This window comes from Deltaproteobacteria bacterium (assembly GCA_020848905.1).
Classification (GTDB): Bacteria; Myxococcota_A; Polyangia.
Genome location: JADLHG010000082.1, coordinates 1 through 18802 on the forward strand (window position 1 = coordinate 1; position 18802 = coordinate 18802).

The 18802-nt window shown below is 71.1% G+C and carries 25 protein-coding genes; 1 reads left to right on the plus strand and 24 read right to left on the minus strand.

Annotation, left to right across the window (positions count from 1 at the left end):
* Positions 1-905 precede the first annotated feature (905 nt).
* The 14 genes from IT371_30250 to IT371_30315 all read right to left on the minus strand — a co-directional run bounded on the left by IT371_30250 (position 906) and on the right by IT371_30315 (position 8824).
* Positions 906-1490, minus strand: coding sequence for a hypothetical protein (locus IT371_30250; GenBank protein MCC6751973.1), 585 nt, complete (start codon positions 1488-1490; stop codon positions 906-908).
* Between the two features lie 2 nt (positions 1491-1492).
* Positions 1493-2302, minus strand: coding sequence for a hypothetical protein (locus IT371_30255; GenBank protein MCC6751974.1), 810 nt, complete (start codon positions 2300-2302; stop codon positions 1493-1495).
* The gene (locus tag IT371_30260; protein MCC6751975.1) at positions 2259-2576 is read right to left on the minus strand and encodes a hypothetical protein; all 318 of its coding nucleotides are present in this window, start codon (positions 2574-2576) and stop codon (positions 2259-2261) included. Before IT371_30260 ends, IT371_30255 begins: the two co-directional genes overlap by 44 nt.
* A gap of 65 nt (positions 2577-2641) precedes the next feature.
* Positions 2642-3805 (minus strand): tyrosine-type recombinase/integrase, encoded by a 1164-nt coding sequence (locus IT371_30265; protein ID MCC6751976.1) that lies wholly within the window; start codon positions 3803-3805, stop codon positions 2642-2644.
* 156 nt (positions 3806-3961) lie between these two features.
* Positions 3962-4369, minus strand: a complete 408-nt coding sequence (locus tag IT371_30270) for a hypothetical protein (protein MCC6751977.1) — start codon at positions 4367-4369, stop codon at positions 3962-3964.
* 124 nt (positions 4370-4493) lie between these two features.
* Positions 4494-4877 (minus strand): hypothetical protein, encoded by a 384-nt coding sequence (locus IT371_30275; GenBank protein MCC6751978.1) that lies wholly within the window; start codon positions 4875-4877, stop codon positions 4494-4496.
* A gap of 235 nt (positions 4878-5112) precedes the next feature.
* Positions 5113-5427, minus strand: a complete 315-nt coding sequence (locus IT371_30280; GenBank protein ID MCC6751979.1) for a hypothetical protein — start codon at positions 5425-5427, stop codon at positions 5113-5115.
* A 605-nt stretch (positions 5428-6032) separates the two neighbouring features.
* A complete protein-coding gene (locus IT371_30285) occupies positions 6033-6257 on the minus strand; it encodes a hypothetical protein (GenBank protein ID MCC6751980.1) in 225 nt (74 codons plus the stop codon).
* A gap of 9 nt (positions 6258-6266) precedes the next feature.
* Positions 6267-6662: a hypothetical protein gene (locus IT371_30290; GenBank protein ID MCC6751981.1), complete on the minus strand. Its 396-nt coding sequence runs from the start codon at positions 6660-6662 to the stop codon at positions 6267-6269.
* Between the two features lie 26 nt (positions 6663-6688).
* Positions 6689-7033, minus strand: a complete 345-nt coding sequence (locus IT371_30295; GenBank protein ID MCC6751982.1) for a hypothetical protein — start codon at positions 7031-7033, stop codon at positions 6689-6691.
* Positions 7034-7555: 522 nt separating this feature from the next.
* Positions 7556-7816, minus strand: a complete 261-nt coding sequence (locus IT371_30300) for a hypothetical protein (GenBank protein ID MCC6751983.1) — start codon at positions 7814-7816, stop codon at positions 7556-7558.
* Positions 7813-7965: a hypothetical protein gene (locus IT371_30305; GenBank protein ID MCC6751984.1), complete on the minus strand. Its 153-nt coding sequence runs from the start codon at positions 7963-7965 to the stop codon at positions 7813-7815. The genes IT371_30300 and IT371_30305 overlap by 4 nt, the downstream gene beginning before the upstream one ends.
* Complete coding sequence (locus tag IT371_30310; protein ID MCC6751985.1) at positions 7965-8309, minus strand: hypothetical protein; 345 nt, start codon at positions 8307-8309, stop codon at positions 7965-7967. Before IT371_30310 ends, IT371_30305 begins: the two co-directional genes overlap by 1 nt.
* Positions 8306-8824, minus strand: a complete 519-nt coding sequence (locus IT371_30315) for a hypothetical protein (GenBank protein ID MCC6751986.1) — start codon at positions 8822-8824, stop codon at positions 8306-8308. Before IT371_30315 ends, IT371_30310 begins: the two co-directional genes overlap by 4 nt.
* A gap of 348 nt (positions 8825-9172) precedes the next feature.
* Between IT371_30315 and IT371_30320 the strand changes: the two genes are divergently transcribed.
* Positions 9173-9352, plus strand: a complete 180-nt coding sequence (locus tag IT371_30320) for a hypothetical protein (GenBank protein ID MCC6751987.1) — start codon at positions 9173-9175, stop codon at positions 9350-9352.
* Between the two features lie 595 nt (positions 9353-9947).
* Here the strand turns inward: IT371_30320 and IT371_30325 are convergent.
* From IT371_30325 to IT371_30370, 10 genes are all read right to left on the minus strand, one after another.
* Positions 9948-10529 (minus strand): hypothetical protein, encoded by a 582-nt coding sequence (locus tag IT371_30325; GenBank protein ID MCC6751988.1) that lies wholly within the window; start codon positions 10527-10529, stop codon positions 9948-9950.
* Positions 10530-11044: 515 nt separating this feature from the next.
* On the minus strand, positions 11045-11515 hold the full coding sequence (locus IT371_30330; GenBank protein ID MCC6751989.1) for a hypothetical protein: 471 nt from the start codon (positions 11513-11515) through the stop codon (positions 11045-11047).
* A gap of 178 nt (positions 11516-11693) precedes the next feature.
* Positions 11694-12620, minus strand: coding sequence for a hypothetical protein (locus IT371_30335; protein ID MCC6751990.1), 927 nt, complete (start codon positions 12618-12620; stop codon positions 11694-11696).
* On the minus strand, positions 12617-13138 hold the full coding sequence (locus tag IT371_30340; protein MCC6751991.1) for a hypothetical protein: 522 nt from the start codon (positions 13136-13138) through the stop codon (positions 12617-12619). The genes IT371_30335 and IT371_30340 overlap by 4 nt, the downstream gene beginning before the upstream one ends.
* Before the next feature lie 4 nt (positions 13139-13142).
* Positions 13143-14141 (minus strand): hypothetical protein, encoded by a 999-nt coding sequence (locus tag IT371_30345; GenBank protein ID MCC6751992.1) that lies wholly within the window; start codon positions 14139-14141, stop codon positions 13143-13145.
* Positions 14138-14572: a DUF3846 domain-containing protein gene (locus IT371_30350; protein MCC6751993.1), complete on the minus strand. Its 435-nt coding sequence runs from the start codon at positions 14570-14572 to the stop codon at positions 14138-14140. Before IT371_30350 ends, IT371_30345 begins: the two co-directional genes overlap by 4 nt.
* A gap of 67 nt (positions 14573-14639) precedes the next feature.
* Positions 14640-14879 (minus strand): hypothetical protein, encoded by a 240-nt coding sequence (locus tag IT371_30355; GenBank protein MCC6751994.1) that lies wholly within the window; start codon positions 14877-14879, stop codon positions 14640-14642.
* Positions 14876-15130, minus strand: coding sequence for a hypothetical protein (locus IT371_30360; protein MCC6751995.1), 255 nt, complete (start codon positions 15128-15130; stop codon positions 14876-14878). Before IT371_30360 ends, IT371_30355 begins: the two co-directional genes overlap by 4 nt.
* Before the next feature lie 148 nt (positions 15131-15278).
* Entirely contained in the window at positions 15279-16139 is an 861-nt protein-coding gene (locus IT371_30365; protein ID MCC6751996.1) for a hypothetical protein, read from the minus strand.
* 177 nt (positions 16140-16316) lie between these two features.
* Positions 16317-18626, minus strand: coding sequence for an ATP-dependent helicase (locus IT371_30370; GenBank protein MCC6751997.1), 2310 nt, complete (start codon positions 18624-18626; stop codon positions 16317-16319).
* Between the last annotated feature and the right edge of the window lie 176 nt (positions 18627-18802).

Consider the following 18802-nt stretch of genomic DNA (forward strand, 5'->3'; position numbering starts at 1 on the left):
CGTCGTCGTCGTGCAGCCCGCGCGAGACGAGCCACGGTCGAGACGCGAGGGGACCGATTCCGGTCGGCCTCGGGCCGGTCGGCGGGATCCAGACGCCGGTCAGAGGTGCTGACGACCCGAAGACCATCCGACACCTCCCCTCGGCGCAAGCGGGTCGACGTGCGGCCACGGAAACCACGCGAGCGACGCGCTCCCGCACCCCCTCGACGCCCCTTGCGTGCGGCTGGAAACCGCGCCGCGCGACCGGCTGTAGTCGGCGTAGTTCGACCACGCGAGGCTGTGGCGGATCGTGATCCGACGGCCGATCCCGGCGAACGATCGCGGCGGAAGCCAGGGCACCCTCGTTCGGGTCAGGTAGTGCGGGCAGATCACACGATCCCCCCCGCCCCCACAAACGACTGCTCCGTCCACCCCGTGAGCGAGACCATGAACCCCCGGCGCGCGCCGCACCACGGAACGGGCCAGGCGGGCCTATATCTCGCCGGCTGCGTCCGCGGCCTTGGGCCGAAGTGGCTGACCCGCCGGCGCTGCTGCATGCGACGGCCCCACGAAGCGCGCCTGGTGACGAGGTAGTGCGAGAAGATCACCAAGAGTCCTTCCACCTCACGACGGAGGCCGTATGCCCAGGCCCCCGCCGGGGGCCCACCCAGGCAATGTTCAAGAACATCCGGCGCACCTGCCCGAAGTCGTGCCCTCCGAAGTGGCTGACCCACCGCCGGCACAGGCCATTGTCGAACCGACGGTGCCCCCACGGGCGGCGCTTTGAGACGAGGAAGGTCGGGGTCGCGCGAGGCATGGTATAGTCACCGCAGGACAGCCCCCTGTCCGAGGTCCGCCTGGGTTATCCTCCTTTCCTGGGTTGAGACCACCAAGGGCCGCGCAAGCGGCCCTTGGTCTTTCCAGGGCTACTCGGACAACTTCACCGGCGTCCGCGTCGGGCGCCACGAGAACGGCCCGCGGGACTCAAGCCAGGCGTTGACGGCCTCCTCCAGCTTGCGACCCTCCTCGTCGATCTCGTAGTCGGGGCCGTCGTCGGGCAGCGAATCGCTGATCAGGTCCATGAGGTCGAACGGGCGCCCGTTGTCCGGCTTGCAGATCACGAGGCGCAGGTCCGCGAGGGTGCGGATCTCGTCGTCGTTGTCGTCGTCGTCGTCGTCGTCGTCGTCGTCGTCGTCGTCGTCGTCGTCGTCGTTCGCGACGTCGTCCAGGGCGTCGTCGAGGTCGTAGTAGAACCGCTCGGTGACCTCGCTGTACACGGGCCCGTCGCCCGTGTGCTCGACGGCCTCCTTGAGGCGCTCCTCCCACCTCTGCGCCTCGCGCAGCGTCCTGTGCCCGCGGCAGCAGACGAAGGGCCGCTCGCGCGTCTCCTTGCAGCCCGGCTCGTCGCACTGCTGCGTCTCGGGCGCGCAGCACTTCTCGGCGACGATCTCCATGCGGTAGACCGTCCCGCACTCGCCGCAGGCGGGGAGATACTCGCGCACGACGTTCATGGCTACCGACCCTTCTTCGCCGACTTCGCCGACTTCGACGTCTTCGCGATCTTCTGCGCCGCGCGCGCCTGGACCTTGGAGGCCTTCGGCTTCTTCGCGGACTTGATCGTCTTGGCCTTCGGCTTCGCCGGCGCGGGCGCCTCCAGCGACGACGCGCGCACGATCGTCCGCGTCCCGTCCTGAAGGACCACCTCGTAGCGCACGGGGCCGCGACCCTCGACGCGCTTGCCGATCACGACCTCGGTGCCCTTGAACACGGCCCGCTCACCCTCGGGGCGGCCCCCGTGGGGGACGACCTCGGCGTTGTCGACGACCTCGACCTTGGTGGGGGCGACGGCGGTGACGTCGGTGGGCACCTCGATCTTCCACGTCTGCTCGACCTTGGTCGAGACCGGACGCCACTTCGCGGCGTCCGTGCGCGTCCAGTCGCTCGGCTCGACGTCGAACGACACCCCGCCCGAGAGCTTCCTCGCCAGGGCCAGGGCCCCGTCGACGACCTCGTGCGTCGCGAGCGCGCCGTTGGCCACGGCGTTCTCGGCCATGCGGACGAGGTGCCCCGCGCCGTCGAAGCCGAGGCGCTTGGCGCGGTCGTTCATGTCGTTCAGGGCGTTCAGGATCCGATCGACGGTCGCCGCCGCGAGGTCGACGACCGCCTCCTCCGCGAGGACCACACCCTCGGCCTCGTCGTCCGCCACGGCGCCGACCTCGTCGGCAAGCTCCTCCATGACCGAGGCCTCGGCCTCGTCGATCTCGGCCTCGTCGGGGCCGTCAGTCCCCCCGGTCGTCCCGGTCGTCTTCGTCACCGATCCCATGGCTCTTCCTCCTTTGAGCGATCCAGTTCATGCAGTCGTGGTAGTGCGCGATCTGCGCGCGGAGCCCCCTCCGCGCGCACGTCATGAGCGAGTCTTCGGTCGGCTTGACGCCCAGCGGACTCTGGGCAAGCTGCCGCACGAGGACGTCCTCGTACATGCGGGCCACGACGGTCACCGCCCGCGACTCGATCATGCGCTCGTCGAGCATGAGCGCCCGCAGGCAGTCGACGCACAGGGGGTGGCCGCCGATCCCGGCGACCTCGACCAGGGCCACGGCGACCTCGTGGACCGCCGACGACCTACCGCACGCTTCGCACTCGGCAGACATGGGGCCCGAGTCTACTCGATCTTCCGCGAAAGCGAATCCCGGCCAAGAGAATCGGCGACCTTCCCGGCGATCTCTCCCTGGGGATCCTTGCGCTGGTCGTCGTAGACCATGACCGTGCTGACCTGCTTGTGCCCCGAGAACCGCGCGACCGCGCGGACGTCGCCGCCGGTGGCGTCGAGGGCCTCCGTGATCGCCGCGTGGCGCAAGGCGTGCGGCCACACCTTGAGGCCGGCGTCCTTCCCCAGCTTGCGGATCATGCGGTAGATCGACACGGCGCTGATCGCCGTCGCGCGCCGCTCCAGCGCCTCCGCCAGGGTCGACGACCCGTGCAGCGGCAGGAAGAGCGCGCCGGGCTTCGTCCCGCGGACCTTGACCCAGGCCGCGAGGGCCTTCAGGGTCGCCGCGGGGAGCGTGAGGAAGCGGATCTTGCCGCCCTTGCGCCGGACGCGCAGCTTGCGGCCCGTGAACGACACGTCGGCCAGGGCGAGCCCGGCGACCTCAGTGCGCCGCAGCGCCAGGTCGAAGAGGAGCCGCAGGATCGCGCGGTCGCGCACCACCCAGGCGAGGTAGACCCGCGCCTCCTCGGCGCGCTCGGGGTGGGCGCGGCCGAGGGCCACGGCCGAGGCGTAGCGGCGCGCGAGCACCTCCATGAGGGCCTGGACGCCGTCCGACCCGGGGCCGCGGGTGTCGCGGACCTTGTTCTCCTTGAGGCCGGGCACCTCGACCGTCCAGTGGACGTGCCCGAGGAGGCGCGCGATCTTGCCCATGCTCTTGACCGCGGCGAGGCGCCGGTTGACGGTCGCGGCCGAGAGGCCCTTCCGTCCGAGCCAGTTGCGGTAGGCGAGCACGACCTGATTGGCCTTGCCCTGCGTCTGGCTGAAGAGCCACGCCACGGCGTGGGTGACGATCTCCGCGTCGAAGCCCTTGCCGGGGTGACGGCCGACGCCGGCCGTCGCGAGGAACTCGGCGAACACCACGAGGTCGCGCTCGTAGGCCGCGCGGGTCGTGGGCTCGCGCCCGTCGAAGAAGGCGCGCACGACAGCCTGCGGGCCGTCGAGAACGATCTCCGGCGCCAGGGCGAAGGCCTGGGCGTGGGTGAGCGCCGTCGTGGGCTGGGTGGGCTGGGTGGGCTGGGTGGGCTGGGTGGGCTGGGTGGGCTGTGGCGCGTCAGTCATGAATGAACTTGCTCCCTCGCCCGATACCGGAGGTCCGCCCCCACGGGCGCTCCCGCGTCCATGAATGCGACCGCTCGCGCCCGTCGGCGCCGCTCCAGCGACGGCGGAACTTCTTCTTGAGGCGCCACCAAAGCGGCAGGACGACGACGGACTTGGTCATACCAGGCTCGGCCTCCGGGTGTTCCCCTGGTCCCATTCGCACGACGGACAGCCGTCGTGGTGGTCGTGCAGCGGGTCGCTGTAGGGGCAGGCCGCAGCGGCGCAGGTCGGGCACCCTCCGCTGTCGTTGGGGCGGGCACAGAGGTGCGCGCGCCACGACCAGCTTCGCGGCTTCATGTTCCGCGCGAGGCCGCCGCTGCCCTTCCGGGTGCGTCGGCCGAACCGATCGACCGGAGCGCCGTCCCACGCAAGGCCGAGGCGGGTGTACCACCAGTGGGGATCGGTCTGCTCGGCCCGCGTGCGCGCGACGGCCAGGACTGCTGCTCCGATCACAGCAGCCCCCGGAGCAGCCCCCAGCGCCCCCAGGAAGTCGCTGACGCCCGCACCCGCGCATCGCGCATCCACGCCAGGCTACCGAGCCCGCGCCAGGCTTCCGAGACCCGGGCGCCGGCGCGCTTCGACGCGAACCTCAAGGAGATCGTGGACGGTCGCGCCGCCCAGGACGGCAGGTAGTAGGTGACCCTCGGCGTCACGGCCCCTCCAAGATCGCCAGCGCCGCGAGGACGACAACCTCCGGCAGGCCGGTGTCCTCGACGATCTTCCGCGGGCTCGTGTTGTGGATCTTCGACCCCTTGACCTCCTGCACGAGGAAGGGCGCGAGGCTGACCCGGTGCCACTCCTCGCGCGCCAGGCGCATGAGGGCCTTCGCGGTGTGACGAACGATCCGCTCTCGCATGGCGAGGGTCTCCGCGATCGATCGCGCGTGCGGCATGTGCCGGACGTGCTCGACGCAGTAGGGCTTGTCGCCCACCGTCTCGACGCCGCAGCACTCGCAGACCTTCGGCGGCTTGACGTAGCCCCCGGCGTGCCGCGAAGAGCGCGGCGGCTCGACCTCGTCCTCGTCGCTGCTCACAGCGGTCTCCCCACTCCCCTAATCCTGCGAATCGCCCGATACCACCGTCGCTCAAAGCTGAAGAGACGCCCGAACGCGCTCGACTCCGTGACGTAGCCCGACTCGTCCCCGGGCTTGAGCCGGTGGGAGTAGAACACCCAAGCTCGATCCCCGACCCTCGCCGATCGAACGAAGTATCTTCCCCACGGGGCCCGGTGATCGGAGACGAGGTCTCGCGACCGGCAGTGCCAGGCGATCATGGCGCCCCCGGCAGCGGCCCCGGCAGGCGGATCTCGACGCGGAACGACTCCAGCGGCATGAGGTCGATCGGGCGGCCCATGATCGTGATGTCGCGTCCAGGGCCTCGACCGCGCCCGTGCGACGTGGCGTTGCCGCGGACTCGCGACCACCGACCGAAGGTCGACACGCCGAAGGAGTAGACCGAGTTCATGATCTTCCACCGACGCCAGGAGTGCCGGTGGAAGGCCCGCGCGGTCTCGCCGTGGGGCGAACCGCGCCCCCACGCGATCGTTCGCGAGAAGGGACGCATGAGCAGGATCGCTACGGCCACAGGTGACTCCTCCCCGCCGTCGACACCTGCGACGCGGCGCTGCCGCGGACCAGCGACCAGCGACCGCACGGCGTGTTGAACGAGACGGTGCGGATCAGGCGCTGCCACCTACGCCACGAGTGCCCGTGGAACGCCCGCTGGACCTCGCCGCGGTACGGACCGCGCCCCCACGCGATCGTTCGCGAGCGCGAGAAGGGGCACATGCTCAGGGTCGCTACGCCCACAGGTGACTCCTCCGCGTCGTCGCGGACACCATGACGTCGCGAACCAGCGACCAGCGACCGTAGGGGCGGCGGACGGGGGGTTGCCGCAAGCCGAGGCGGAACGCCTGCGGCTCCTCGCCCCCGTGGCCGGGATCGCGGCCCCACACGCTCGCGCGCAAGACGCCCACGTTCTTCAGAGCCACGGACGCGACCACGGCCACGACCTCCTTCCGAACCGCCAAGGCCACGAAAGTCTGTCCCCCAGGTCGCTGTCCCCTCCCCTCGGCCGCTCTGGCCAGGACAGAGGTGAGAACCTGGCGAAAGCGTAGGAGCAGACCAGGCACCGCCTCCACCGCGCGCGGCTGTTGGTCAGCGTCGTCCACGTCTTGAACCACGGGAAGATCACAAAGACCTCCACCTCGCCCAGTCCCTGGCTCGGCGAATCAAGGACTCGCCGAGCCCGCCACCCCCGCTCCCCGTCGCGGCGCGGCGCTGGCGCCGCGCCCCCCACCGCCTCCAGCGAAGCTCGTAGTTCTGGACGATCCCGTGGGAGCAGCGGCGGGCGCGCTGCTCCCACTTGCAGAGATCGTTCCCGAGCACGCCGACGCAGTCCGGGTAGACCGTCACGGCGCCGGCCTAGAAGCCGCGCTTGTCGCCCCAGGGCGGGATCCCGACCGAGCCGGCCGGCCCGACGAACAGGGCGACGGGGATCTTCTCGCCCTCGGGCGAGAGGCGCTGGCTGTGGCCCTCGGGGCCGCGCGCGGTCACGTTCTCCAGATCGTAGGCCTCGTCGCACCACAGCACCGAGCCCCACATGGCGTCGCTCACGTCCACGACGTGGCCCAGGTAGTGCGTCCGCACCCCGAGCAGCAGCACCCAGTGGCCGACGAAGCGCCCCAGCACCGCGCCGCTCACGCGCGCCGTCTCGACGACCGCGCGGGCCTGCGCCTCCGGGTCGTTCGGGTCCGCCGCCAGGTTCCGCTCCGCCAGGCGCCGACGCTGATCGGCGCTCATGAAGCCAGTGTCCGTCATAACTCCTCCTTGTTCGCCGGACCGCCCTATGCGGTCCGACACTTCTCCGTCACGTCGCCGGTCGGGCCCACGACCACCGTGAGCCTCGCCCGACCACCCGCCGGCGGGAGCGGGGCGAAGTCCCCGCGCGCCGGCCCGAAAAGGGCCCCCGCGGGCCCCCTCACCAAGCAGTTGAGCAGCAGCCCCGCCCCCTCGTTCTCGGGCAGGGGCCCTCGCGGCCCGACGGGGCGCGCGAGGGTGAACACCTGGGCCTCGCAGCCCTCGGTGATCGTCAAGTCGATCTCGGCCTCGCCGGACGCGAGGCCGAGGTAGGCGGCGACCTCCGACAGGGTCGGGCGGTCGTCGCGAGCGTTCCTGATCACGATCTTCATGCGGCCTCGTCGTCCTCCCCGTCGATCCCCCAAGTATCCCCCGCCCTCGCGGCCCTCCACGCACGCGAGAAGCGCACGTCGCCGGGCGCGCCGGGCCACCAAGCGTTGACTAGCCTACCGAGCCACCACGAGAGGCCCCTCCCGCGGACCCTCGACCGACGACGGTACGTCCACTGAAAGCCGCGAAGATCGTCCATCCCCTCGCGCGCCTGCGAGCCGAGCGTCGACCGCGCGCGATACGCGCCCCTCGGTTGGCGCCTCCGCTCCGCCGTCCCGGTCACGTCGCTGTTGATCGGCGTCCTCACAGACACTCCTGCCACGACGCCGAGTAGGCATTGCGGACGACGACGTCTGGCACCGGCCCTCCCCTCCGCGTCGAGCACGTCCTACCAGACCACCAGCGGAGCCACGTCATGGCTCGGAAGCTAGACGAGAGATCCCGCTCGACCACCGAGAAGAACCTGCCCCTCGCCGACGAGGTCGCGTAGTTCGGCACGGCGAGTGACGCGAACCTGGGAGCGATCACTCCGAGCGCGTCCTGAGCGTCGGGCTGTAGAGGAAGAACCGCACCTCGTCGTCGTCGTTCATGAGCTTCGACCGGTAGGTGCCCTGCGCCTCGCGGAGGCGCTCGCACCGGCCGTGCATGGCCTCCGCCGCCTGGATCGCCTCGTCCCTCGTCGCGTAGACGGTGACGAGCCGGTGGTCGCCGTCCCAGTCGCGCTCGGGCGCGTCGGCGGCGACCAGCACGAAGAGATCCTCCTCGGTCACGACCCGCCGGCTCACGGCAGCACCCGGAAGAGGGCCGCCACGAGCCGCGCCACGACGACGGGGAAGGCCAGGCCGGCGGTGAGGACCGCGAGGCCGAGGACGAAGTCAAGGACCGGCGGGTCGCCGATCGGCCGCTTGCACATGGCGCACGTCTCCCTGATCATCAGGCCCCCTCAAAGGCGCGGTCGACGACCTCCAGCACCTGCCGATACACCAGATCGACGGGCGGCGGGGCCCGGTCGCGGGCCTGCGACAGCTTCTCGATCAGCCGCTCCTTGATCTTCCGGACCGACCACCAGCAGCCCTCGGAGCCCTTCGGGTGGGGCTCCAAGATCGACGGGCTGTGCTTGAGGATCATGGACGAGCACATGCACGCCCTCGCGTGGTCGGCCGGCGGCCCGCGATCCTCGATCGCCGAGCGCACCGCCTCGTGGTTGTAGCGGTACTCCTTCAGGAACAGGAGCGCGGCCTCGATCGTGTGCCCGAGGTCGGCCACGGGATTGCTCACCGCTCCCCCGTCTTCGTCAGCTTCTTGATCGCCCGCACGGCGCGGTCCATGCCGCGCTTCGTGTGCCCGTGGAACATGACGTAGTCCCGGCCGAGGAACTGGCCGCTCGGGCGGACGTGGATCAGATTCGCAGCCATGGGCGTGATCATGATCTCGTCGAAGCTCGACTGGACCCGCAACGTCGGACCGCCGATCGTGTCGTCGTACATCATGAGGTCGAGGTAGCAGGGCGACTCAGTCAGGTGCTCGCCGTCGTCCTTCGTCGCCCACAGGCTCTTGAAGGCGAAGCGCACCACGGACCGCGGCGGGAGCGGGATCCCGTTGCCCGGCCCGTCCACGTTCAAGAACACCTCCGTCTCGCGCCCCTCGCGGTCCTTGCTCAGGATCTTCCGGGCGGCGCCCAGGGCCTCTTCGGCCTCCGCGAGGCGCTCCTCCAGCGACGCGATCTTGCGCTGCACCCACTGCGGGAGCTTCTCGATCAGCGACCGCTCGTCCTTCTTGTCCAGCTTCGCCATGCCGTCCTCCTTGAGACCCCTCGTATCATAATGAGCGTTTTGATACTACCCCCCTGTGTGCCAGGGAGGTGCCTGCCACCACGCCCGGCTCATCCGACTCACGACGCCGCTGGCGTGCGGGCGCCAGCAACGCGAGAGAACTCGGCGGCCGAGGGAGGCGGCCATGAGGGACGGCCCCCCGGCAATGCCGACGGACGTCTTGGGCACCGAGCCCCCGCGCCCCCATGCGAGGTTCGCGTGCCGCCACCGCCACAGCCGCCGGAGCGTGAAGATCGCGGTGCTCATGCCCGACTCCTCCAGGGCCAACGCTGCGCGCTCCGACGGCCCCCTCCGTTCAAGGAGCACACCATGCCTCGCACCCCGGAGAGCCGCAGCGACGTCCCCAGCACGCCGGTGACGACCCACGCGACGACGCCGCCCATCGCCCCGCGCGACCGCCGACGTCCGCAGACGCGCGATTCGGCAAAGACCGAGGGCACTCCTAACGCTCCGAAGGGGATCACAGAGGCCTCCATCGAATCCGAGTAGCGGTCAAAGACGTGCCGCCGAGCCCGCGCCTCGCGGAGTTCGTCCGGCCTCGCGTCATGGAGAAGGGCCCCCACCTGTCGCCCCTCCTCCACCAACCGACGGCCCCGCGCGACTGAAGGCGGCCGACGAACTCGGATTCGCTCAGGCAGGCGTGCCAGTATCGGAAGATCATCGACGCTCCCACACGGAGAGGGTCCGGCTGCGCCTCACCCGCCACCGGCCCACTGTGGACCACGTCCGATCCCTCACCATGGAGAGCACCGAGATACGCCTAAGCCGTCCCTGCCCGAAGCCCCACCCGCGGCATACGGCCCCGCGCGACCGCTTGCGGCCCACGAACATGGTCTCGTGGTAGGCGTCCCAGTACGTGTAGATCACCGCGTGTGCCTCCGGCGACGCTCTCGGCTGCCCATGAACGTCGAGCACCCTCGGCGGTGCCAGCACGAGAAGATCGTGTTGCGAACCCGAGCGCGGAGCGTGGCGGTCCGCACGCCCCCGGGGTCTCCCGACCAAAGCAGGAAGGCGTGGGACATCCGCAGAAGCCGCTGCCACCGAGCGCGCCCGCGCGGGGACCATGGCTTGAAGATCGCTGCGGTCATACGTCGCCGTCCTTCCGCGAGCACAGCCAGTCGTCCAACGCCGCGACCAGCGCGCGCAGGCGGTCGAGGCCCTCGGGCGTCAGGCGGAACGCCGTGCGGTCCCCGTCGAGCGACCCGGTTTCGTAGGCGTCTTCAAGCGCGCCCAGCGTGACCCCGGCTCGCCCCAGCCCGCCGAAGGCGTCGCTCGCGAAGACGTGGTAGTCGATCCCGTGCTTCCTCATGCGTGTCAGGCGGCGGGTCCAAAGACGCTCCGCTGACTCGCCCTTGCCCTCGTAGCCGGCGCGCCGGAGGTGCGCGACCCACACCGGGAGCTTGACCCAGCCGTCGGCGTCCTCGCAGGCGAGGAAGTCCAGTGCGTCGAGGACCGCGGTGAGGCGCGCATTGGCCTCGGCCGACCCGTGGAACAGCGTCGACGGGGTCTTGCGGACCGCCCGCTTGCGGGCCTCCTGCGCCCGGCGCACGGCCTTGCGCTCGGCCTCGGCAGCCTTGCGCTCGGCCTCCAACGCGGCGGCCTTGGCGTTGGCCTCCCGCTCCGCGCGGGCGAGGGCCCTGCGGCGCGCGTTCTTGTCGAGCGTCATGTCGTCGTCCCTCCGTCATGGATCGTGCGCTGCCACCCGCCCACGCAGACCTTCCAGCCCACACCTCGCTCCGCCCGCACGCTGCGGAGCAGGATCGCCGGCGGGCCTTGCTCGTAGCCAGCGCCGAGTCGAGGGCCTCCCCGAGGGCCTCCCTCCGGGGCTCGCTTGGCCCGGATCTCTGCGGCTCGGGCCTCCATGCCTGCCCGCGCAGCGATCATGTCCGGAAGGGCCTCCTGCGCCCGCGCACGCGCGATCAGCGCGTCGAGGTGTGGGTCTCCGAGCAGGTCAGGATCGCTCGGGGGCCGGAACAACCGAGGGTCGTCTTGTCGCACCCGCCGGCCGCCGGGGGGGCGAAGCCCCCCGGCGGTGGCGGTGTCGTCGTTGGTGCCGTTGCGGTCTGACTTCCCTGCCGGACCTTCCGGCAGTCCTCGCTCCGACGTCACAGCACCTCTTCCCATGGCAAACACAGCGATGACCCGACGACTAGCCTTCGGATGTACGCGAGGAACCGTGAGCTACTCCGGCCCGCGCCCGTCGAGCACCGCGCGCGCCATGACGACCAGCCGATCCTGGCCGCCGGCCAACGCCGAGAACACGTCCCGCAGCGCCTGCATCTGGCTCGCCAGTTCAACCCGATGGGCGTAAGGGCCGGCGAAGAAGGGACTCGCTACCTCGGCGGTGTCAGCCAAGACCTGCCGAAGGCCGCGCAGGCCGACGGTCAGACAGAGGCCCGCGCGAACGGCGGACATGGGGCACGAACCCGCCTGCCTCGCCTTCTTGGCCGCCGCCTCCAGATCGCGGACGAAACTCGTCACGCCCTCCACCGAGTCCCCGAAAAGACGCTGCGCGTCGCTCCCACCCGAGATCAGCGCCTTGTCGAGGCCGTTGTCGGTCTCGCGCGCCACACGGCTACCCATGAAGGACTGCCCGCGCACCCGCTCGGCAACCAGGCCGAGCGCGTCGGCGTCCCTTCCAGCCTGGGCCATGATCAACTCGGCGCAGTCACAAGGAGCGGTGTGCGGCGGCTCCTTGAGGCGGGCCACCCATTCGGCGACGGCGAGCGACCTCTCGATGCACTCCCGCAAAGGGGCCGGATCGATCCTAAACTCGATCGAATCCCCGTCCTTCCGATGGAACTCGTAGTTGCTCTCATCCACAGCCACCTTACACACTCCTCGGCCTGTAGAGGCCCAACGTCAAGAACATGAGCAGCGTCGAGAGGAACACCCCGAGGAGCGAAGCGTGGAACGCCCCCTCGGGCTCCTTCACGCAGGCGCCGCAGAAGAGCAGCGACCGCCGCTCGCCGTCGCCGTGCGGCAGGGTCGGCACCTCGACCACGAGGTCCACGACCTTGAGGCAGCCGTCGCAGGCACGCCCGGCGAACGTGAGCGCGTCCTGGCGGTGCCGCTCGCACCGCCCCTCCTGCCGGCCCGCCTTCGGCGGCGTCAGCATGACCGCCGGCGCGCCGCACCGGACCCCGTCCACGTCGAAGCGGCACGTCATGCCCTCGGGAACGATCCAGTGCAGCCCGCGCCGCGCCGCCTCGCGCTCCATGAGCGCGAAGGCCGGGATCCCCTGGCTGCCGTTGCGCGTGAGGTAGCGCAGCGTGTTCCCGAGGTGGCTGTCGGTCATGTCACGGATCGCCAGCTTGCGTCCGTCGCGCGTCGTCCACGTCCCGCCGTCGGCGGGCTCGTCCTCGGGGTCCTCGGGGGCGAACTCCCAGAAGTCGAAGACGTGCCCGCCGCGACCCGTGACGCAGCGGCGCCGCACCTTGACGACCGTGCCCGGGAGGTCGGAGAAGCAGCCCACGAAGTCGTCGACGTCCGCGGCGCTCTGGAGCGCCTCGCCGCAGTAGGCCTTCGCCAGGGAGGCCAGGCTCAGGCTCGGACGATACGTGCTCGCGTCGGTCAAGACGAACCGGACGTCGAGCGCCTCGTTGCCGCTCCCGTCGTCGAGGACGAGGTGGGCAAAGAGGGATCGCCCGTCGCGCGCCGCCTTCACCTCGGCCGAGCGGATCGTCACCGTCGCCCAATCGGTCGGCGACGCCGCCCAGGGCGGCGACGTCGGCGGGAACTGCATGTTCCGGCTCACTGCCCCTCCTCGCGAACGATCGTGACCCGCACGACCACGCAGTCCCCGTTGCCGGCGACGGTGCTGTCGTCGACCACGAGGCCGACGCGCGCGTCCGTCGTGTCGTCCGTCAGCCCGAGGAGCTTCGCCAGGGCCTCCACGGGCACCGTCGCCTCGACCTCCTCGGTCACGACGACCTTCTTCTTGCGCTCGACGTGGCAGCCCAGCGCCGCGAGTTGCTGGTGCTGGTCCTGCGGCTTGATCTCCATGGTGCTCCCCACCGACTCCTCCTTCTCGTCGTCCTTCGACGGGCCGCCAGGATCGATCCCGACGGACCGGAGCACTCGCCGAACGTCGGCGAGCGAGTTCTTCCACGCCCGGGGGTCCACGGAGGCCCCCGGGCGGATCAGCGACACCACCTCGTAGGGCTGGCCTGTGGCGGGGATCCGCCACAGGTCGCCGTGGGTGGCCTTGCGGAGCCAGCCGCCGTGCTGCTTCACGAGCGCACGGACGGCCTCCTCCTCACGCGAGGCGCCCACAGGGCTACCCCTCCTTCTTCTGCTTCTTGCGCTTCGGCTTCGCGGCCTCGTCGAAGATCGACGCGAGGCTCTTGTTGCGCTTGACGAGCGACTCCTCGGCCCCGTCGACCCCGAGCACCCACCACAGCCACCGCACGGCCTCGTGGCCCTCGCCCAGGTGCTCGACGACCTTCTGGATCGTGCGCTTGCTGGGCCGGCGGTTCTTCCCGCGGACGCCCTTGCGGCGCTTCTTCGGCTCGGCCGGGTTCTTCTTCGGCGTCAGCAGGAGCACCTGCTTCTGCTGCTCCTCCTCCAGGCCCGCCATCCGCACGGCGTCGGACCAAGTGATCTCGCCCTTGCCGAGGGCCTCGCGGACCTCGGGCGTGGCGTCGAGCACCTTCATGCGGTTCTTCGCCGTCGACACGCTCACGCCGAAGTGCGCGGCCACGTCCTCGATCGTCACCCCGGCGTCGGCGCCGCCGGTGATCTTGAGGTAGTGGTCCATGTCGAGCGCCTGCTGGTAGGCGTCGTCGGCCCCGTCGAAGAGGTTGTTCTCGGCGCGGGCCTGGGCGAAGAGCTTCGCGTCGTCCCCGCGAACGATCGTGGCCGCGACCCACAGCGGCTGGGGCAGCATGGCCCGCACGACCGCCTCACCGATCGGGTGGCCGAACTCCCTCGTGAGCACCTCGGCGATCTGCGCCGACGTGCTGCACGTCGCCTTGGCCTCGATCGCCTTGAGGATCACCTCGTTGGCCTTGCGGGCGTCCTGGGTGCGCCCGCGGCCGACCTGCACGAGGTGGTCGCCGGTCTTGGCGTCCTTGACGACGCGGATCACGCTCGTGAAGCCCTGCACGAGCATGTTGACGACACGGTCCCAGTTGATCGCGCGGTTCACCCGCTTCTGGTAGAGCGGGTGGTCCTGACCGTAGACGTCGAGCTTGTCCTGGCCCACGAGGACCAGGGACTTCGGGTCGAAGAGGGTCACGTCGGACCGCTTCGTTCCCTCGACCTTCTTGCTGCTCACGAGACCTCCTTGTTGTTCTTCTTGTTGGACTTCTTGTTGGACTTCGACTCCGACTCGGCCACCACGTCCTTCGCGACGGCCTTCACCACCGACACGGTGGCGCGCGCGTAGCGCGCCTCGACCGAGGTCTTCCCGCAGTAGGCGAAGACCTCCTTGACCTGCTTGTCCGTCAGCCCCTGCCACTCCCCGTCGCGGGTGTGGCTCAGGAACACGACCGGGCCCACGATCAGGGTGCCGCCCTGGACCGCGAGGTTCGGCCGCATGCCCTTGAGGAGGCCCTCCTCGTTGCAGACGAGGTCGACGCCCCTGGGGAGCCCCGGCAGGGCCGGGATTTCGATCAGGCCGTCGACCAGCCGCTGCGCGGCCTGAAGCGTGCTCTGCATCTCCTGCTCCTCGGGATCGCTCCCGGGGCGCTTGATCACGACTCGCATGCTGTCCTCCTTCTTGAGTCTTCCTTGGACCATGTTCTCTGGATCTTGTCAACTACTACTCGTCCGACTACCACCTCCACCCTTCGGGCAGGCCCTTGTAGAGGCTCTCCATGGCGCGCTCGCAGTCGAGCGCGTGCTGGACTCGCCCCTCGCGGCGGGCCTTGGCCGCGGAGAGGCGCAGGAGCGCGTAGCGGCGCAGGTCGGTCTCGACCTCGCGCGGGGCCGTCATCGCCGGCCGCTTCGTGCGGAGGAGGGCCTGGGCCTCGGCCTCGTCGTCGAGGTTGGCGGGCCGGTCGAGGAGGCTCACCGCCCCCTCCGCTCTTCCTGCCGCTCGTGGAACGACTCGTAGGCGGCCTCGGCCGCGTCCAGGCACGCCTGCCGCGAGCAGGCGGCGTGCGTCCTGACGCCGAACGGCTCCGGGTCCGCCCAGACCCAGATCGTCATGAACCGACCGCACCGCGAGCACCGCTCGCGCTCGCGCTTCTTCGACTTCACCACGCCCGCCCCCTCTCGCGCCGCGCCCGCCGGACCGCCTCCAGCGTCGGCTTGCAGGCGCACGTCCGGTCCTCCAGCCGCGCCCCGTCGCACTCGTCGCAGCGCCCGTAGGGCGCGCCCGCCTCGTGCGCGCGGCACCACGCGCACACGAGGCGCCCCTCCCGGTCCCGGGAGAGGCGCGCCGAGCACCCGCACTCGCACTCCGGGCGGCTCACAGGGCCCCCTTCCGCACCGACAGGCACACCGTGGCGAAGGCCTCGCGGGCCTGCGACTCGGTGAGGGCCAGCCCGCGCGGCGAGCCGCCCACGGTCTCGCGCCCGCCCCAGCCGGCGGGGGCCAGGGACGAGAAGACGCCCTTGAGGCCGCCGGGGCCGAACAGGCGGACCGCCGTCGCGAGGTCGCGGCAGCCGACCGTGACCTTGCCGTCGTGGAACGCCACGACGCACGGGTGCTGCCGATACCACACGTCGAAGCCCCAGAGCGCCGACCGGACGAACGCCACGGGGATCCCGCCGTGCGCCTCGATCGAGGCGCGCGAGGCCCCCTCCACGCGGCTCCGCTCCTGCGCGAGCGTCGCCTTCAGCAGGGCCTCGGGGGCGCGCGGGCCCGTCAGCATGCGCCAGCGGTCCACGCCGGAGTAGAACGCCGTCGCGTCCTCGACGCCCGAGGCCATCTGGTTGAAGAGGAGGAGGCGCGCGCCGTTGTCGCCCTGCTCCTCCAGCTTGATCGAGAACGGGTCCACGTCGACGGCGTTGACGAGCGCTGCGAGGTCCGAGAGGCCGTCGGGGAGCAGCCCGGCGAGGGCCGCGATGGCGAACGTCGCGTCGGCGTCCGCCGCGCCCGTGACGACGAAGCGAGCGTCGCGCTCCACGCGCGATCCGCGGTGATACCCGCTGGTGTAGGCCCTCACCGCCACCCCGTCGAGGTAGCTGTAGGCGCCGTGGTGGTCCATGGCGAGGTCGTCCACGACGGACTCCCCACCGATCGAGCACTCGACCGGGGTGTAGCCCTCCCGGGCGAGGGCGCGGGCCTCCGCGAGGTCCGAGGTGTGAAGGATCTTCAACCAAGTCACGCTAGTCCTCCTTGTTGTCTGCGTTCCGCAGGCGCCACGCCCGGACCTTCCGGGGGACGCCCCCGCCGGGGCCGCGCCCGACCTCGCACCCGGGCCGCCCGCAGGGGCAGGCGACCCGGTGCTTCCGCGCGTCCCGCCGGCGGCGCCGGCGGGACTCCTTCTCGGTGGTCACGCCTCCTACACCCCCAGCAGGAGCGCGTTCACCCGCTCGGCGACCCGCCCGCGCCACCCGGCGCGGCGGAGCACCTTGCGCTTGCCACCGATCGGACGGCCGTGCGCGTTGACCCTGACGACGTCGATCGCGTTCGCGCCCTTCGTCCGCGCGGGGCCCTCGCCGTCACACGTCGTGCTGACGCGGACGGTGACGCCCCCCAGGACGAGCGTCAGCGCGTGCTGGCGCCAGCCCTCGGGGCGGTCGAGCGTCGCGACGACGCCCGCCGCCTGGTAGGCGGCGGCGATCTCCCGCCAGTCCGCGAGGAGGGGCGGGTCGTAGGCGCCGTCCCCGGTCGCGGGCCACGTCGGCAGCCCGCGCAGGCGGGCGGCCTCGGTGGCGACGGCGGCGGCGGTCTCCTCCTCGGGCGTGGCGGGCGCCACGGCGAGGTCGTCCAGGGCGGCCTCGGACTCCTCGGGCGTGACCTCGGACTCCTCCGCGAACGCCTCCAGGGCCTCCTGGGCCCGGTCCTCGGGCGTCTCGTCGCGGGCCGGCGGCCCGCAGGCCTCGTCCTCGTCCCGGTCCTCGGGCAGGTGGCGGTCGTCGTAGACGAAGGTCAGGGTCTCCTGCGCCCGGGTGTAGGCCACGTACTTGAGGTTCAGCCCCTGCCTCCTCTCCCAGGTCTGCTTCGCCTGCGGCCACGGCATGAGCCAGTCCTCCATGAGGTAGACGTGGCGGGCCTCCAGCCCCTTCGCGCGGTGGACCGTCGAGAGGACGACCCCCTCGGTCGAGTCGGAGAAGATCCTCTCCAGCCCGTGAACGATCTCCGACACCGACTCGGCGCTCGCCGCGAAGGCGAGGATCACGTCGGCCTGGTCCGTGATCTTCTGGGCCTCGTTGAGCTTCTCGGCCTTGCGGAGCTTCTCGACGGCCTTCTCGACGTGGGCCGTGAGGCACTTGACGAGGACCGACACCTGCTGCTGGCCGACGATCTTCGTCTCCTTGGTCCGCTTCGCGCCGGGGTTGACCTTGTAGATCATGTTGACGATCGAGGCCCCGATGTCGCGCCCGCGGATCGAGGCCTTGACGCCCTCGGTGAGGAGCGCCAGGCACGGCCGGACGAGCGGCGCGTTGCGCGGGCAGAGGACCATGACGGCCCCCTTCTGGGTGGCGACGTCGCCCAGGTCGAGGATCGCGTCCACGAGCGAGGCCTCGTGGAGGTCGAGGATCCGCCCCTCGGGGGCGTCCTCGCGGACCTCAAACGCGGTCCGCACCCCCGCGGCGTCGACCAGCAGGTTCCGCTCGTTGACGAGCGCGCCGACGACCTGGGGGCAGCGGTAGCAGATCGACAGCGGAAGCTCGACCGCGCCGCGCGCCGTCGCGCGCAGCCCCGTCAGCAGGTCGTCGAAGGCGGCGATCCCGGCCCCGCGGAAGCCGTAGATCGCCTGGTAGCGGTCACCGACCGCGATCACGCGGCCCTCCTTGCCGGCGGCCTTCAGCACGAGGCGCATCTGCGCCTCGTTGACGTCCTGGGCCTCGTCGATGAGGACCGTGTCGAACGTCGGGACCGCGATCCGCGGGTCGACCGCCGGCAGCATGATCTGGTCGTTGAAGTCGTACCAGCCCCGCTCGGCCTCCTCGCGGGCGGCGGCCACGAGGACCGGGACGGCCTGGTATAGGAGGCCGACGTCGGCCTCCCCGAGGTCGACCCCGTAGTTCTCCGCGATCTTCGCCGGGTTGCAGGCAAGGGTCGCCTGCTCCAACTCGGCGATCTCGACCAGCGGGGCCTGGAGCGCCCGGTGGGCCTCGGCGTGGGGGTGGTTCTCGACCGGGTAGAGGCGCGCCGCGAGCTTGCGGAGCTTGTGCTCGTCCGGCTTGCCGGGCTCCTTGATCCCCGTCGTGCGGAGCCACGCCGTGAGCGCGCCCCCGCCGAACGAGTTCAGGGTCCGGCACTCGACCGCGCCGCCCATGCGGCAGCGAAGCTCCTCCGCGATCTGGCGGTTGAAGGAGAGCGCCAGCGTCCTCCCGAGGAGGTGCGGGAAGACGTTCGCGAGCCACTCCAAGGTCTTGGTCTTGCCACTGCCGGCGACGGCGGCCAGGACGACGTGCGGGAGGTTCTTGAGGGCCTCGGGGATCGCCGCCTGGAAGCGGGACGGGACGAAGTTCTCCCACTTCGACGCCGGGGCGAGGGTCATGCCGCCGCAGTCGGCGGCGTAGCCCTCGGCGGTCCGCAAGAGCCGTCCGTGGTTCTCGGGGACGCGCCGCTGGCAGCGGACGCAGAACGTCGGGAAGCGGTTGAGGCGCTCGGCGCCGCGGGCGTTGCTCGTGTCGGTCATCTCGTACTCCTTGCCGCCCCTCGCGGGCGGGAACTCGCAAAACATACCGAAGGCAGACCGTAGACTACCAGACTGCTCACCACACGCAAGAGCCGGGTCACACACCCCGGACTTGGGACCGGGTCCACGGGAACGATCCCGCGGAGGCCTTACGCCCGCCGCGCGTGCGCGGCGGG

Bases quoted from the DNA above. Each gene is read 5' to 3' on its own strand.
- IT371_30250 (MCC6751973.1), bottom strand. From the start codon at position 1,490: ATGAACGTCGTGCGCGAGTATCTCCCCGCCTGCGGCGAGTGCGGGACG.
- IT371_30255 (MCC6751974.1), bottom strand. From the start codon at position 2,302: ATGGGATCGGTGACGAAGACGACCGGGACGACCGGGGGGACTGACGGC.
- IT371_30265 (MCC6751976.1), bottom strand. From the start codon at position 3,805: ATGACTGACGCGCCACAGCCCACCCAGCCCACCCAGCCCACCCAGCCC.
- IT371_30290 (MCC6751981.1), bottom strand. From the start codon at position 6,662: ATGACGGACACTGGCTTCATGAGCGCCGATCAGCGTCGGCGCCTGGCG.
- IT371_30295 (MCC6751982.1), bottom strand. From the start codon at position 7,033: ATGAAGATCGTGATCAGGAACGCTCGCGACGACCGCCCGACCCTGTCG.
- IT371_30305 (MCC6751984.1), bottom strand. From the start codon at position 7,965: ATGATCAGGGAGACGTGCGCCATGTGCAAGCGGCCGATCGGCGACCCG.
- IT371_30315 (MCC6751986.1), bottom strand. From the start codon at position 8,824: ATGGCGAAGCTGGACAAGAAGGACGAGCGGTCGCTGATCGAGAAGCTC.
- IT371_30320 (MCC6751987.1), top strand. From the start codon at position 9,173: ATGCCTCGCACCCCGGAGAGCCGCAGCGACGTCCCCAGCACGCCGGTG.
- IT371_30325 (MCC6751988.1), bottom strand. From the start codon at position 10,529: ATGACGCTCGACAAGAACGCGCGCCGCAGGGCCCTCGCCCGCGCGGAG.
- IT371_30330 (MCC6751989.1), bottom strand. From the start codon at position 11,515: ATGGCCCAGGCTGGAAGGGACGCCGACGCGCTCGGCCTGGTTGCCGAG.
- IT371_30350 (MCC6751993.1), bottom strand. From the start codon at position 14,572: ATGCGAGTCGTGATCAAGCGCCCCGGGAGCGATCCCGAGGAGCAGGAG.
- IT371_30370 (MCC6751997.1), bottom strand. From the start codon at position 18,626: ATGACCGACACGAGCAACGCCCGCGGCGCCGAGCGCCTCAACCGCTTC.